The sequence below is a fragment of the Burkholderia sp. BCC1208 genome (genome assembly GCF_902833095.1).
Classification (GTDB): domain Bacteria; phylum Pseudomonadota; class Gammaproteobacteria; order Burkholderiales; family Burkholderiaceae; genus Burkholderia.
Genome location: NZ_CADFDY010000009.1, coordinates 227,075 through 240,776 on the forward strand (window position 1 = coordinate 227,075; position 13,702 = coordinate 240,776).

Consider the following 13,702-nt stretch of genomic DNA (forward strand, 5'->3'; position numbering starts at 1 on the left):
CATGCACATCGATCTTCCCGTCGTCTGGGCCGCGATCATCGGCCTCGGCGTATTCCTCTACGTGATGCTGGACGGCTTCGATCTCGGTATCGGGCTGCTGTTTCCGTTCTTCGACGCGAAGGCCGAGCGCCAGGTGATGCTCGACACCGTCGCGCCGGTGTGGGACGGCAACGAGACGTTCCTCGTGCTCGGCGGCGCGGGCCTCTACGGTGCGTTCCCGGTCGTGTATTCGACGCTGCTGCCGGCGAACTACCTGCCGCTGGTGCTGATGCTGGTCGGACTGATCTTCCGCGGCGCCGCGTTCGAGCTGCGCGCGAAAGCCACCCGCACGCAGCACATGTGGGATCTCGCATTCATCGGCGGCTCGGCGCTTGCGGCGTTCTGCCAGGGGATCGTGCTCGGTTCGCTGCTGCAAGGCATCAAGATCGTGAACAACCAGTTCGCGGGCGGGCCGTTCGACTGGCTGTCGCCGTTCAGCATGCTGTGCGGGATCGGCGTGCTCGTCACCTATGCGACGCTCGGCTGCGGCTGGCTGATCCTGAAGGTCGACGGCGAACTGCAGCGCAAGATGCGGTTGCTGATGAAGCCGCTCACGGGCGTGCTGCTCGCGGTGATGGGCGTGGTCAGCCTGTGGACCGTGATCGGGCTGCCGGCCGTCGCGCACCGCTGGTTCGGCAGCGGCAACCTCGGCTGGTTCCTGCCGGTGCCGATCCTCGTCGTCGCATGCGTGTGGGGCATCTTCCACTCGGTGAAGCGGGCGCACGAGGCCACGCCGTTCCTGCTGACGCTCGCGCTCGTGTTTCTCGGCTACACGGGGCTCGTGATCAGCATCTGGCCGAATATCGTGCCGCCGTCGCTGACGATCTGGGACGCGTCGTCGAGCCATTCGAGCCAGTTGTTCGCGCTCGTCGGCACCGTGATCGTGCTGCCGATCATTCTCGTGTACAACGCGATGCAGTACCGCGTGTTCCGCGGCAAGGTGCGCGAGGGCGATATCGGCTATCACTGAGCGGCAAGCAACGTGACGGGGCGCGGCGCGCGCGTATCATCACGCGCAGCGCGCTGCGTCCGGCCCGGCACCCGACCGAAAAGCGGCCCGCCACGCGCGGGCCGTTGCATATCGGGTGCGGGCGCAACGGGTTGCGTAATCCTTGGGCAGTCGAGAAAACATCATGATCGTCAGACCACGACAGAACTGGCTCCGGATGCTGTTCGTATGGAACGGCTCCGTGCTGCAATCGATCATTCCGCAGCTCGTGTTCATGGCGATCGTCAGCACGCTGGCGGTCTTCACGAACGGGCGCATCTTCGGCGAGAAGATTCCGCTCAACACCGCGCCGTTCACGCTGTTCGGGCTCGCGCTCGCGATCTTCCTCGGGTTTCGCAACAACGCGAGCTTCGAGCGCTTCAAGGAAGCGCGGCATCTGTGGGGCAACCTGCTGATCGCCGCGCGCGCCGTGACGTCGCAACTGCATCGCTACCTGCCCGACAGCGTGAGCGACGCCGAGCGCAACCGGCTCGCCGATCTGCTGATCGCGCTCGCGTATGCGTTGAAACATCAACTGCGTCATACCGATCCGACCGAAGACCTGCTGCGCATTCTCGGGGCGGAGCGCACGACCGCGCTCGGCGGCAAATGCTACAAGCCCGTTGCGATCCTCGACGAACTGCGTGGCGGCATCGTCCGTGCGCTGGGGCGCGCGCCCGGCGGCGACGCGACCTGCTGGATGTTCGAGACGCAGCTCGACGAGCTCGGCAAGTCGGTCGGTGGTTGCGAGCGCATCCTGTCGACGCCGATCCCGTTTTCGTACAGCGTGCTGCTCCATCGCACCGTGTACGCGTATTGCGTGCTGCTGCCGTTCGGGCTCGTCGATTCGACGGAGTTCTTCACGCCGCTGATCTGCGTGTTCATTTCCTACACGCTGATCGCGCTCGAAGCGATCGCGAACGAAGTGGCCGAGCCGTTCGGCCTCGCGCCGAATGCGCTCGCACTCGATGCGATGACGCGCACGATCGAGCGATCGATACTCGAACTCGGCGATCGGCCGATGCCCGAGGAATTCGTGCCGGCATCGACGTATCAGATCACGTAGCGGCATGGCCGGTAGTGTGGTCGTCGGTAAGGTTGCTCGGCCGGAGCGATGACGGGTGTGTAGACTCGTGCTCGTTCAATGGAGCCCACACCATGCACCTTCTCGATCACGTGTCGATCGGTGTTCCGGATATCGATCTGGCGCGCCGCTTCTACGATGCCGTCATGGCTGCGCTGGGCGCGACCAAGGTCTATGACCGGCCCGATGCGCTCGGCTATGGTGAGCGTTGCAGCGCGAATGATCCGGAGTCGACTTTTCTGGCGGTGTATCTGGATTCCGCCGAAGTCGGGACGAGCAAGCGGCACTGGTGTTTCAAGGCCGCATCCCGCGAGCAGGTACATGCGTTTTTCGAGGCCGGCCTGTCCGCGGGCGGCCAGCCCGACGGCGACCCTGGATTGCGGCCGCACTACCACGCCGACTACTACGCGGCTTTTGTGGTCGATCCGGCCGGCAACCGGATCGAGGCCGTGTGTCATGCGGCGGCGCCGGGGCGCGAGCGGCCGTGATGGCGTCGCTCAATCGAAATACGTCAATCCCATCGCCCCCTTCACCTCCGCGAGCGTTGCGCCCGCCACTTCCCGTGCATGCAGCGTGCCGCGCTTCAGGATCATCATCACTTCGGCCTTGTCGGCCTCGAACTCGCGGCGGCGCGCGCGAATCGGCTCGATCAGCGCCTGTAGCCGCTCGTTCAGCACGCGCTTGACGACGCTGTCGCCGAGGCCGCCGCGGCGATAGTGGGCCTTCAACTCGTCGACCTTCGCCACGTCCGGCTCGAACGCATCGAGGAACGTGAACACGACGTTGCCCTCGACCTGGCCCGGGTCGCTCACGCGCAGGTGGTTCGGATCCGTGTACATGTCCTTCACGGCTTGCGCGATCTCGTCCGGCGTCGAACCGAGCGTGATCGCGTTGCCGAGCGACTTGCTCATCTTCGCCTTGCCGTCGATGCCCGGCAGCCGCGTGACCGACGACAGCACGGCCTCGCACTCGACCAGCACCGGCTGATCGACGGTTGCATTGAAGCGACGTACGAGTTCGTTGGTCTGCTCGATCATCGGCAACTGATCGTCGCCGACCGGCACATGGGTCGCCTTGAATGCGGTGATGTCGGCCGCCTGGCTCACCGGGTAGGTCAGGAAGCCGGCCGGGATGTCGCGTTCGAACCCGCGCAGGCGGATCTCTTCCTTGATGGTCGGATTGCGTTCAAGGCGCGCGACCGTGACGAGGTTGAGCAGGTATTGCGACAGCTCGGCGAGTTCAGGCACCTGCGACTGCACGACGATCGTCGAGATCGCCGGATCGATGCCGACCGCGAGGTAGTCGAGCGCGACCTCGATCACGTTTTCGGTGACGCGCTGGCGGCGGCCCATGTTGTCGGTCAGCGCCTGCGTATCGGCGAGCAGCAGGAACTGCCGCGCTTCGTGCTGCATCTGCACGCGTGCGCGCAGCGAGCCGATGTAGTGGCCGAGATGCAGCGGGCCGGTCGTGCGGTCGCCGGTGAGGATGGTCGGGCGGGTGGGTTGCGTCATGGTCGTCGTGGGCTCCGGGTTGTCGAAGCCGCCAGCCAGGACGTCAGCGCAGAAACGCAAATGCCGCCATCGCTGGCGGCATCACGTTTGGGACATGCAAAAGGAAACGGGCCGCCTGGGTCAGGCGCGCCACCAGCAATGCACGATCGGCGAGGCGGGTTGGGTTTCCATCGAGCGAGTATAACGCAGGGCGTGATTGGCGGTGCGCGTCAGCGGATCACCGATTCCATCGCGAGGTAGGCGGTTTCGGCGGACGGCCACAGCAGGTACAGCAGGCCGGCCATCAGCAGCCACGCGCCGGCGCGGACGAGCGGCGTGCGGTCTTTGTCGCGTGGGGAATGGGTGAGCTGCTTCGATTTCTTCATGCTTGCAGGCGCGGGGTGCGCCACTCCAACGGTTACTGCAACGGGTCGCGCGGGGCGAGCCGGGGTGTTGCGGGGTTCTACGGGGATAAACACGTGGTGCGCCGTTTGATCGTGCAGTCGGCACGTGCGTCGGTTCGGCGCGCGACGATCCGGGGTGGATCGGTCATGGTGTGCGACCCGCATGCTATCAGGTTGGCTACCCGCCAACCGTAAAGGATTGTCGGGCGATGGCCGAGGCGGTATGCGTCGAGACGGGGCGACGTTTGCCGTCGATTGTCCGAAATAATTTAAAAAACCAATAAAATCAATGAGTTGATCGGGTGGGTGATTGACCAGTGGGGGCATCGCGCATTCATCGCGGCTTCTGGCACAGGAGAATCTACATCCACAGTAAACTGTTGATGACCGACGACAGTTTCTTCACGTTGGGCAGCGCCAATCTGAATTTGCGGGGCGTGGCAGTGGATGCCGGGACCAACGTGGGAACCAACGACCGTACGAAAAGCAGAAGATCTGCGCAAACGGGCGTCGAAGTTTCACACTGGAAACGCAGCGGATTGCAATCCGTCTTCGCTAACTCCGTGGGCCATGTCGAAGGCGTTCCGCAACTGGGTGAATTTGCTGCGGGCCAACGAGATCGTCCGAAAGAAGGGAGACGCGCCAGTTGGTTTCCCGCATCCGTTCCACGATGAGCGTGTGACAGACATTCGCTTATCCTGAGTAGGCCTCCTGAATCGTGCTAAATCAATTACGTTCGACTCCTGCCAACCGCATCGGCTTCGCCCGGTTAGTTTCTGCTTTCCTATTCCTTGCATGTGCTGCCTGCTCGACGAACGATTCTCTTCCTCGCAACATGTCGTTGACCGCCTTCAATCCGCATCGCACGGCGTTCGAGTGCAAACACGAGGCTGACGTGGCTCCCCCGCTCGATCCGGAGGCCGATCGCTGGAATCAGCAGGCAATGGCGCTGACTAGTTCGCTGTTGTGGCCGAACCAGCGCGATTACAAGGGCGCTGTCGATTTGTGGACGAGGGCGGCCGAGCGCAAGCACTGGAAAGCCATGTTGAATCTGGCGAATGCCTACGCCCAGGGGGAGGGCGTGGAACGTAGTTCAGAACAGGCCGTTCAGATCACCGAACAGGCGATGAAACTGGGTATTCCTGCAGCCTACGATCTGATGGGCACGTACCACATGAACGGGATGGGCGTTAAGCAGGATGCTAGCCGCGCTTATGCATTCTGGCAACTGGCCGCCGATATGGGCAGCCCAAGTGCGATGGCGTATCTGGGTGGCAAGATGGACGCGCTCTATGACGACCCGAAGGCGGGCTTCTGGGGTAACCGCAAGATTGCACTCCAGATGCTCGAATGTGCGGTCGCGCAGGGCAACGGACTTGCTGCATATGAGTTGGGAACGACGATTGTGGGTGATCGAGCCGAGTTGAGCGAGAACAACGAACGCGCACTCAGAACGCTGCATGCGGGTGTGAAATTCGGCAGTGCAGAGAGTGCGGGGTGGTTAAGTGCGTCGTTTGGCAAGGGGGACGCCCTAGTCGGCCATGTCAAGGATGAAGCCCGTGCCGAGCGCTACAGCGTCCTTGCCGATCGCCTCGAGCGCGACCCCGACCTGCGTCTGCCGAATCTGGACAAGGTCGTGCCGCTCCCACCCGCCAAGCTGCCCAGGTGGGACGGCAACAAGGAGACGTTGATCGACGCGGCGAAAGCGGTGGCGTCCGTGCCGGTGTCGCCGGTCAAACCCGCCGCGCCCCCCGTGTCGCTACGTACGGGCAGCGCGCATGTGCCCGATGACTATATGCTGGAGAAGCCGCAGGTCGGCGATCCGCCGGATCAGCATGCGCGCAGCTCGGTAACATGTTCGGCGGCGGCAGCGGTGTGCGCCTGGGCTTGAGAAACAAGCATTGAACCGAGAGAAGATCGAATACGGCGGCACTTGCTGCGAAAGTACCGTGTGACGACGCGGAACATCGCGAGGTCGCCACCCCCGCTGTGCCCGGATCCGAATCACATCCGATACGGGCGCAAATGTCTCCGCCGAATCGTGTGATGCGCGGCGGGCCATCCCCGACCGCCCCGGTTTCTGCCCGCCGATACCGGCAAAAAAGATCGTTTCGCGCACGTGTGCTGCCCGTCCGCTCGAACAGCGTGTAGTCCTGCCGATGCCCGCCGTCACGCGAGACCCGGACGTCGGCGACATCGGACTCCAGACACACGCCGCCCGCACGCGGTGCCGACCGACTTCACAGACCCGCCGCACGGTTCGTCCTTGCAGCGGGTCCTGCCGAAATTTCCGGCGGGCCGTCGCGCATCCTTTTCCCGGAGAACACCATGCGATATCCATTGCAGCCCGCCGACCGAGCCATCGTGACACGGCGTCCACCCGATCCCGCGTCGCACGTACCCGTGCCGCGAGCGAATCTCGAGGAGGTGTGAGCCATGAGCAACGAAGCACTCGACCCGCTGCTGCGGCAGTTCGCGGAGAAGCGCCTGGGCCGGCCTCTCGAGCCCGGCGAAGAAAAGGTGCTGCTGGAGGGGTTGCCGAGCCGGCACGCGAACCAGCCGGCGCCCGCCGCCGGCCCGGCCACACCGGCGAGCGCCGCTAATCGGCCATTGCCGCAGTTGAAAACCCGGCAAGAGGCACGCCAACAGGTCAAGCATTTCCTGCAGCTCAACCAGCAAAAGGCGTACGAGAAGATGCGCGGCATCCTGCAGACGATCGACACGCAGAACGAGACGACGCTCGGCATGCTGGCGTCGGAACAGCAGAAAGTATCGGGTGTACTCGACGCGCACGCGCAGGGCGACGACGCGCAGGCATCCGCCACAGCCGAGATCCAGGACAGCACCCGCGAGGCACTGACGATGATCGGGGAACAGCTGACGGGCATGATCCGGCAGGAAATCGAAACATGCTTCCGGCAATACGGCGATGCGCTCGCGGAACGGCTCGCCGAAGGGCTTGCCGAAAGGCTCGCCGAAGGGCTTGCCGAAAGGCTTGCCGAACGGCTCGCCGCCAGGCTCGACGCGATGGAGGACCGGTTGCGAAGCACCGGCGCCGGTCCGGCCGAGCCGTCCAAACCCACCACCGCCGTTCACGATACGCCCGGCCGAGCGTCCATGGAGTAGCACGCGGGTCATGCGGCCGAACGCGAAACCGGCCGGCCCCGATGTGCGACCTCTCAACTACGTGAACCAAGGAGCAACAAATGGCTGATACGTGTCAAGTGTGCCAGGTCAATCCCGCGATTACCGATGCGGTCACACAGGTCAACGTCAAGGTGGTCGCGGAAGCGCCGGCAATGGCGATGGGCTCGCTGTACCAGGCCCAGAGCCATTCGCTCAGCATCCTGTTCGAGAACGCGGTGCAGCAGCAGTCGCAGGCCGCGATCCAGTCGCAAACGTCGACGAACGTGGGGACGATGCAGCTCTACACGATCGGGCCGGAAAGCGCGGGCGCGGCCGCCACGGAAATCGGCGCGAACGGGATCATTTCGATTCTGGCCGACGTGATCGCGATCGGGAAGGCAGTGACCACGCCGTAAGGCGTCATCGCAGCGCCGTGGTTGAGGCGGCGGCTCGAGCGGCACACGCTGCCGATACCGCCGCCGAGCCGCGGATACGTAGCATGACCGCCAGCGCCCGACCAAGGCGCCGCGCGGTGTTCCGGAGCAAACGACGGAACGGGTAGAGCCGATTCGACGCGGTGCCCGTTCGCGAACCAGGAGAAATACGATGCCGAATGACGCAAACGACTCGAAAGACCCGAAGGACCCCTGCAAGACCTGTGCGGTCAACGCCGCGATCACCGACGCGGTCACGCAGACCAACGTCAAGGTGGTCGGCGAAGCGCCCGCGATGGCCACGGGCTCGCTGTACCAGGCCCAGAGCCATTCGCTCAGCGTGCTGTTCGAGAACGCCGTGCAGCAGCAGTCGCAGTCCGCGGTGCAACTGCCGACCTCGACGAACGTGGGCACGATGCAGTTGTACACGCTCGGGCCGGCGAGCGCCGGCGCCGCCGCGACGGAGATCGGCTCGAACGGCGTGCTGTCCGTACTGGCCGACGTGCTCGCGCTCGGCAAGGCGCTGACCTGACGCGTAACCCTGCGTCGACGCCGGGCGGCGGCCCCCGATCGCGGTGGCTGCCGCCCGGCCCCCGACGTCGTGTCGACGCCCGGGGCGGCGGCCACCGTGCCGCGCATCGACGGCGCCGACCGACCCACTCGTGCTTTCGTCATCATGACTGCGCCGCAGCGGCGCGCAACCCAGGAGCAACGACATGCCGGAACAGGTTTCCCCTGCGATGACCGATGCAGTCACGCAAGCCAACGTCAAGGTGGTGGGCGAAGCGCCCGCCGTGGCCTTGGGCACGCTCATGCAGTCGAACAGCCATGCGTCCGCGATCCTGCTTCACAACGCGGTGCAGATGCAGGCGAATCAGGCGGCGTCCAACCTCGCCGCCACGACCGTCGGCATCATGCAGCTCTATGCCGGCTCGCCGGTGGCGCAGGCCAGCGCGGCGCGCTCGTCGAACGACAACTTCGTATCGCAACTGGCCGCCGTCGCGCAGTTGATGAATGCCCTCGGCCACGGGCGCGGCTGACCTTCAGGCGCGCCGCGCAACCCGGCGCGCAACCTGCCCGCACGGCGCCGCCGCGTGACGCACGCGCTTGCCGGGGCGGGCGTCAATTGGCGTCGGCGATGGTCCGGAGCCGTTCCGGTTTCTCGATCGTCACGCCGTGTTCGTGCAGCCGGATCAGACCGTCGCGCTGCATCTTCCGCAGGCTGCTGTTCAGCCGCGGCCGGCTGACGTTGAGCATCGCGGCGAGGATGCTCTGGCTCTCCGGCAGCGGCACCTCGAGATCATTCCCTTGCATGCGGTTCAGCAGATGGCGCGCGAGCCGTGCTTCGAGCCGGTACAGGCACGCCGACTCGACGAAGTCGCTCAACTGGTGAATGTGCCGGCACAGCTGCTCGTGGATGCGCGCCATGAATTCCGCGTTGGCCTGCAGCGGCGCGAAGTGCTGGCGATGCAGCAGCGAAATGCGGCAGTCGGCGCTCAACTGGGCGGTGAAGCTGCGCCGGTGCGCGCGGATCAGCGTGTTTTCGCCGATGAGGTCGCCCGGTATCGAATGGCCGAGAATGATCTCGCGCCCGCCGGGTTCGTGCAGGGTCTTGTAGACGCGGCCCTGGCGCACGAACGCGACGAAATCCCCCGGATCGCCCTTGAAGAACAACAGGCGATTGCCGTGTTCGGGCCAGGGCGTGACGTGCCGCTCGACATGGGCGAGCAGGCTTTCCGGTAGATCGGTGAGTATCGGTATATTGCGCAGCGTTTGAGCGTCAGCAAGGGCAGGCATGTTTTCCGCGCGAGGTTGTTTGACGATACGGCCACCTAGCGAAAAACGCTGCCTTCGGCATTACGTGAAAAATGAATAATGAAAGTATTGAAATAATCGGCAGGCAGTCCGGACAGGGCGGCACTTCGGCGGCAGGCGCGCTTGATCGACCGACATGGAAAGCAGCATGCCGACGCACGGGCGCATCGCGGCGGTAGTCGTTCTTTTTCATCGCAATGCCGTTATTCGGTCAAGCCCGGCGGCGCATCTGAAACGACGGATCGGGCTATGCCGGTTAATTAAAATTTCTGTTCATAATAATCAAGAAAATTTACCGAAGCCGATTATCGTTTTATCGGTGTTACACGGGTAACAGCGCCATTCCCGGCATCGAATCGATTCTGTGTTTTCCATATAAAAGGAAGACACGGGATGACAACCTCGAACCAGCACGCTGCCACGACGCCCGAGTCTTCGGCGCAGCAGCTCGACCGTACGTGGCGGGAAATGCAGGGGAAGCTGCGGCGCCGCGCGCGCATGTTGTGCAAGGGTGATATTCACCGTGCCGACGAACTGCTTTCCGATACCGCACTCAAGGTCCACATCTACCTGCAGCGCTCGCCCGAGCGCGTTCGGAACCTCGCAGGCTTTCTCTTTCTGGCGCTGAATCACGCGTTCCTCGATGGCGCGCGCCGCCGTCTGCGCGAAAGCGGCATGCTCGAATTCGACCCGGCCTGGGACGACGATCACGCCGTCGAGCTGGCCGGCCACGCGCCGTCGGTGGAGCAGCAACTGCTGCTTCGGCAACAGTTGCTCCGCCTCGAGCAGGCGCTGTCCATGCTGCCCCCGCAGCAGCAAATGCTGTTCACGCTGAAGTTCGAGGAGGACCGGCCCTATCTGCACATCGCCGCGACGCTCGGGATCAACGAGCCGCTTGCCAGAAAACGCGTCGAGCTGCTGCGCAAGAAATTGCGCGAGGAACTCGCGTGAGCGCGTTCACGAATGCCGGCAGCAAGCGTTCCTAACGGCATGCGCGGCGTCGATGGCCTGCCGGCCCGCCCGTTCCTTCAATCGCATGCCGGAGCCGAGATCCGAGGAGGCCTCGTGGCAGACAAAGTCAATGAGCAGATTACCGACGCGCTGACGCAGACCAACGTCAACGTCGTCGCGGGATCGCCGGCCCAGGCGCTGGGCATGCTTTACCAGATGTTCAGCCAGGCCGTCGGCATCTCGGCGCAGAACATGACACAGCAGCAGGCGGCGCTGAACCAGATTTCGAACGCCGTCGTGTCGAAGGCGGTGTCCATGATCCTGTCCGTCGAAGCGTCTCCGAAGCCGGCATCGGGCGGCGCGACGCCGCCCTTGGCGAGCGGGCCGCAGACGGGTTCCACGCATTAGGGCACGACGACTATCGGGATACCTGAATAATGAACATGAAAGATTCTTTGGGTGGACGCGGAGACGGCGCGACGCAAGCGCCGGATGACGCCGCGGACGCCGCAGCCGAAGCCATGACGCGGGCCGATGCCGCGCCGCACGCCGCAGTTGCGACAGCCGGCACGCGCGCATGGCCGGTCAGCCGGCTGCGCAGGTTCACCGAGACGCTGAAGGCGCCGGACCAGATCGCGGGTGCGACCGGGGCCGCCACCTCGGCGCTGCAGACCGTGCAGGCGATCAACGCGGAGGCCGCGTCCTACGCGACGACGCAGATCGCCGTCGGCCCGAACATGCTGATCACGCAGGCCGGCGGCATGGTCGCGCAGGCGGCGGCCAACTACTTCGAGGCGTCGACGTCGCTGGCGATCGCGGGCAAGAGCGTGCTGATGAAGGACCTCGCGCAGAAGACCATCGACGAGGACGTGAAAGGCATGGCGATGGATGCGGTGGGCCTGCTGTTGACGGACCTGTTCGTCGCGACCGCGGCGGTCGTCGCGGGCGCCGCGGAGGCGATCGAAGGGGAGGCCGCGAGCATCGCGCTCGACAGGATCGACGAGAGCCTGCAGAAGTATCAGGCGCTGCTGGACAAGAAGGGCACGTAGGGCGCGGCGTCGATGACGAACGTCGCCCGCAGTCATGCGCCGTGAACCGCGGGCGATCGACTGCCGCGCGTGCAGCGACACGGTATCGATCGACACGACCCGCCGGGCCGTCGGGCCCGATGCGGGATGTGAGCGGCGGGAGCGACGCACGTTTTTTGGCTGAACACGTCGCGGTCCGCTATTGGCAGTCCTGTCCAGTCATGTGAGGAACCCATGTCCTACATCATTCAGAACGTACACGGTCCCGCGCCGCTGGGGGTTGGCGAGCGCAAATGGGGCGATGCGACGGAAATCGATTTCGGCGCGATGACGAGCTGCATCGCGCTCGTCGAGCAGACACCGGGTCAGCCGACGCTGGTGCGCGGGGTCCATTTGTCGATCGTCAGCCCCGACGGCACGAAGGTCTGCGATTCGGCGGCGGATGTCGCCGGACAGGTCGAGACGATCATGCAGCAGAGCGGCGACATGCGTGCGTGCCTTGGGCGCATCGACCTCTGGCAGGCCAACGAATCGCAAGAGGTGCAGGATTTCTTCGTCGGATTGATGATGAGCCTCGACATGATCAACTGGGTGAGGGTGCCGGACGGCAACCTGCGGGTGCGGATCCACGGCGGCGTGATGGAGTATCAGAAGGGCACCGACGCCTGGGCCCGCGTGTAGCCGGCACGATCCGCGCAAACCGGCGCCCGCGATGCGCGCGGGCGCCGGCGACATACGGTTCGATGGCGCCGACCATCGACTCGATTGGGTCGAGGCATCCGTTTTTTCGGCACCGGTACGCAGGTGTCGGACTGTTCCCGACCGAGATGCCGCTTCGGATCGCGTGCATGTACTTCGCTAGCCAGCGGCCCCCGCCCCAGCTTTTTGCTCGTCAACACCAACAAAAAACCTCATTTCGCGCCACGCAGCCTGTCCGCAGAATGTCTCCATTCCCACTTACGCGACAACACGAGCGTCGCATGAGCCGCACTTCAGAAGGAGACAGCCGTGGCAGTCGAAACAACCTCAATCGATACGCTCGTCGTCGGCGCCGGGCAGGCCGGCGTGGCCATGAGCGAGCATCTGGGCAAGCTGGGCGTGCCCCATCTCGTGCTGGAGCGCGACCGTATCGCCGAACGCTGGCGCACGGGGCGCTGGGATTCGCTGGTCGCGAACGGCCCTGCGTGGCACGACCGTTTCCCGGGCCTCGAATTCGACGGTCTCGACCCCGACGCATTCGCATCGAAAGACCAGGTCGCGGACTACTTCGAAGCGTATGCGCGCAAATTCGACGCGCCGATCCGCACCGGGGTCGACGTGCGGAACGTGGTGCGCAACACGGGCAAGCCGGGCTTCGTCGTCGAGACGTCCGACGGCACGATCGAGGCGAACCGCGTGGTGGTCGCGACGGGGCCGTTCCAGCGCCCGGTGATTCCGCCGATCGCGCCGGACGACACGCGCCTCGTGCAGATTCACTCCGCCGACTATCGCAACCCGGCCCAGCTTCCGGCAGGCGCGGTGCTGGTGGTCGGCGCGGGTTCGTCGGGCGTGCAGATCGCCGACGAACTGCAGCGTGCGGGGCGGCAGGTCTACCTGTCGGTCGGGCCGCACGATCGGCCGCCGCGTGCGTATCGCGGCCGCGACTTCTGCTGGTGGCTCGGCGTGCTCGGCGAATGGGACAAGGAAGTCGCGACGCCCGGCCGCGAACACGTGACGATCGCGGTGAGCGGCGCGCGCGGCGGCCATACGGTCGATTTCCGCGCGCTCGCGAACCAGGGCGTGACGCTGGTCGGGCTGACGAAGTCGTTCGACGGCGGCGTGGCGGTGTTCGAACGCGATCTCGCGGCCAATCTCGCGCGCGGCGACGAGAACTACCTGTCGCTGCTCGACGCGGCCGACGCGTATGCGGCCCGCAACGGCCTCGACTTGCCGGAAGAGCCCGACGCACGGCGCATCCTGCCGAACCCCGACTGCGTCGCGCATCCGATTCTCTCGCTCGATCTCGCCGCTGCAGGCATCACGTCGATCGTCTGGGCCACGGGCTATGCGGTCGACTACGGCTGGCTGAACGTCGACGCGTTCGGGCCGAACGGCAAGCCGCAGCACCAGCGCGGCGTGTCGAAGGAGCCGGGCATCTATTTCCTCGGCTTGCCGTGGCTGTCGCGACGAGGCTCCAGCTTCATCTGGGGCGTGTGGCACGACGCGAAGCACATCGCCGATCACATCGTCACGCAGCGCAAGTACCTCGCATACCACGACGCGTCGCGGCACCGCGCGGCCGCCGCGCAAGCGGCACGGTCCGACGCACGCCCGCTCGCCGAAGCGACGAACTGACCACCTGAC

The 13,702-nt window shown here is 65.0% G+C and carries 17 protein-coding genes; 14 read left to right on the forward strand and 3 right to left on the reverse strand.

Going from position 1 to position 13,702, the window contains the following annotated elements:
* The first annotated feature begins 1 nt into the window (after position 1).
* The 3 genes from cydB (at position 2) to HWX09_RS22455 (ending at position 2,599) form a co-directional block, all read left to right on the forward strand.
* Positions 2-1,009: a cytochrome d ubiquinol oxidase subunit II gene (gene cydB, locus HWX09_RS22445; RefSeq protein ID WP_027786074.1), complete on the forward strand. Its 1,008-nt coding sequence runs from the start codon at positions 2-4 to the stop codon at positions 1,007-1,009.
* A gap of 163 nt (positions 1,010-1,172) precedes the next feature.
* Positions 1,173-2,093, forward strand: a complete 921-nt coding sequence (locus tag HWX09_RS22450; protein ID WP_027786073.1) for a bestrophin family ion channel — start codon at positions 1,173-1,175, stop codon at positions 2,091-2,093.
* A 92-nt stretch (positions 2,094-2,185) separates the two neighbouring features.
* A complete protein-coding gene (locus HWX09_RS22455) occupies positions 2,186-2,599 on the forward strand; it encodes a VOC family protein (RefSeq protein ID WP_027786072.1) in 414 nt (137 codons plus the stop codon).
* 9 nt (positions 2,600-2,608) lie between these two features.
* Here HWX09_RS22455 and trpS read toward each other — a convergent pair whose 3' ends face one another.
* Together trpS and HWX09_RS22465 are read right to left on the reverse strand one after the other, a co-directional pair.
* Entirely contained in the window at positions 2,609-3,622 is a 1,014-nt protein-coding gene (gene trpS / locus HWX09_RS22460; RefSeq protein ID WP_027786071.1) for a tryptophan--tRNA ligase, read from the reverse strand.
* 209 nt (positions 3,623-3,831) lie between these two features.
* The gene (locus HWX09_RS22465) at positions 3,832-3,987 is read right to left on the reverse strand and encodes a hypothetical protein (RefSeq protein ID WP_175888595.1); all 156 of its coding nucleotides are present in this window, start codon (positions 3,985-3,987) and stop codon (positions 3,832-3,834) included.
* Positions 3,988-4,388: 401 nt separating this feature from the next.
* On the opposite strand from HWX09_RS22465, the gene HWX09_RS33465 reads away from it, so the two are divergent.
* The 6 genes from HWX09_RS33465 to HWX09_RS22490 all read left to right on the forward strand — a co-directional run bounded on the left by HWX09_RS33465 (position 4,389) and on the right by HWX09_RS22490 (position 8,605).
* A complete protein-coding gene (locus HWX09_RS33465; protein WP_227789570.1) occupies positions 4,389-4,679 on the forward strand; it encodes a hypothetical protein in 291 nt (96 codons plus the stop codon).
* A 161-nt stretch (positions 4,680-4,840) separates the two neighbouring features.
* Positions 4,841-5,896, forward strand: a complete 1,056-nt coding sequence (locus HWX09_RS22470) for a DUF6396 domain-containing protein (protein ID WP_227789571.1) — start codon at positions 4,841-4,843, stop codon at positions 5,894-5,896.
* Positions 5,897-6,441: 545 nt separating this feature from the next.
* The gene (locus tag HWX09_RS22475) at positions 6,442-7,131 is read left to right on the forward strand and encodes a hypothetical protein (RefSeq protein ID WP_027786070.1); all 690 of its coding nucleotides are present in this window, start codon (positions 6,442-6,444) and stop codon (positions 7,129-7,131) included.
* 80 nt (positions 7,132-7,211) lie between these two features.
* Positions 7,212-7,547, forward strand: coding sequence for a RebB family R body protein (locus HWX09_RS22480; RefSeq protein ID WP_027786069.1), 336 nt, complete (start codon positions 7,212-7,214; stop codon positions 7,545-7,547).
* 190 nt (positions 7,548-7,737) lie between these two features.
* Positions 7,738-8,097, forward strand: a complete 360-nt coding sequence (locus tag HWX09_RS22485; RefSeq protein ID WP_034185504.1) for a RebB family R body protein — start codon at positions 7,738-7,740, stop codon at positions 8,095-8,097.
* Between the two features lie 184 nt (positions 8,098-8,281).
* The gene (locus tag HWX09_RS22490) at positions 8,282-8,605 is read left to right on the forward strand and encodes a RebB family R body protein (RefSeq protein ID WP_027786067.1); all 324 of its coding nucleotides are present in this window, start codon (positions 8,282-8,284) and stop codon (positions 8,603-8,605) included.
* Between the two features lie 82 nt (positions 8,606-8,687).
* Here the strand turns inward: HWX09_RS22490 and HWX09_RS22495 are convergent, their stop codons facing one another.
* Positions 8,688-9,362 carry a Crp/Fnr family transcriptional regulator gene (locus HWX09_RS22495; protein WP_027786066.1) on the reverse strand — a complete coding sequence of 225 codons (675 nt, stop codon included), beginning with the start codon at positions 9,360-9,362 and terminating at the stop codon, positions 8,688-8,690.
* Between the two features lie 411 nt (positions 9,363-9,773).
* On the opposite strand from HWX09_RS22495, the gene HWX09_RS22500 reads away from it, so the two are divergent.
* The 5 genes from HWX09_RS22500 (at position 9,774) to HWX09_RS22520 (ending at position 13,693) form a co-directional block, all read left to right on the forward strand.
* A complete protein-coding gene (locus HWX09_RS22500; RefSeq protein ID WP_027786065.1) occupies positions 9,774-10,331 on the forward strand; it encodes a sigma-70 family RNA polymerase sigma factor in 558 nt (185 codons plus the stop codon).
* A gap of 12 nt (positions 10,332-10,343) precedes the next feature.
* A complete protein-coding gene (locus HWX09_RS22505) occupies positions 10,344-10,739 on the forward strand; it encodes a RebB family R body protein (RefSeq protein ID WP_227789572.1) in 396 nt (131 codons plus the stop codon).
* A gap of 113 nt (positions 10,740-10,852) precedes the next feature.
* The gene (locus tag HWX09_RS22510; RefSeq protein ID WP_227789573.1) at positions 10,853-11,380 is read left to right on the forward strand and encodes a hypothetical protein; all 528 of its coding nucleotides are present in this window, start codon (positions 10,853-10,855) and stop codon (positions 11,378-11,380) included.
* A gap of 213 nt (positions 11,381-11,593) precedes the next feature.
* The gene (locus HWX09_RS22515) at positions 11,594-12,040 is read left to right on the forward strand and encodes a hypothetical protein (protein ID WP_027786062.1); all 447 of its coding nucleotides are present in this window, start codon (positions 11,594-11,596) and stop codon (positions 12,038-12,040) included.
* Positions 12,041-12,367: 327 nt separating this feature from the next.
* Complete coding sequence (locus HWX09_RS22520) at positions 12,368-13,693, forward strand: NAD(P)/FAD-dependent oxidoreductase (RefSeq protein WP_027786061.1); 1,326 nt, start codon at positions 12,368-12,370, stop codon at positions 13,691-13,693.
* Positions 13,694-13,702: the final 9 nt, after the last annotated feature.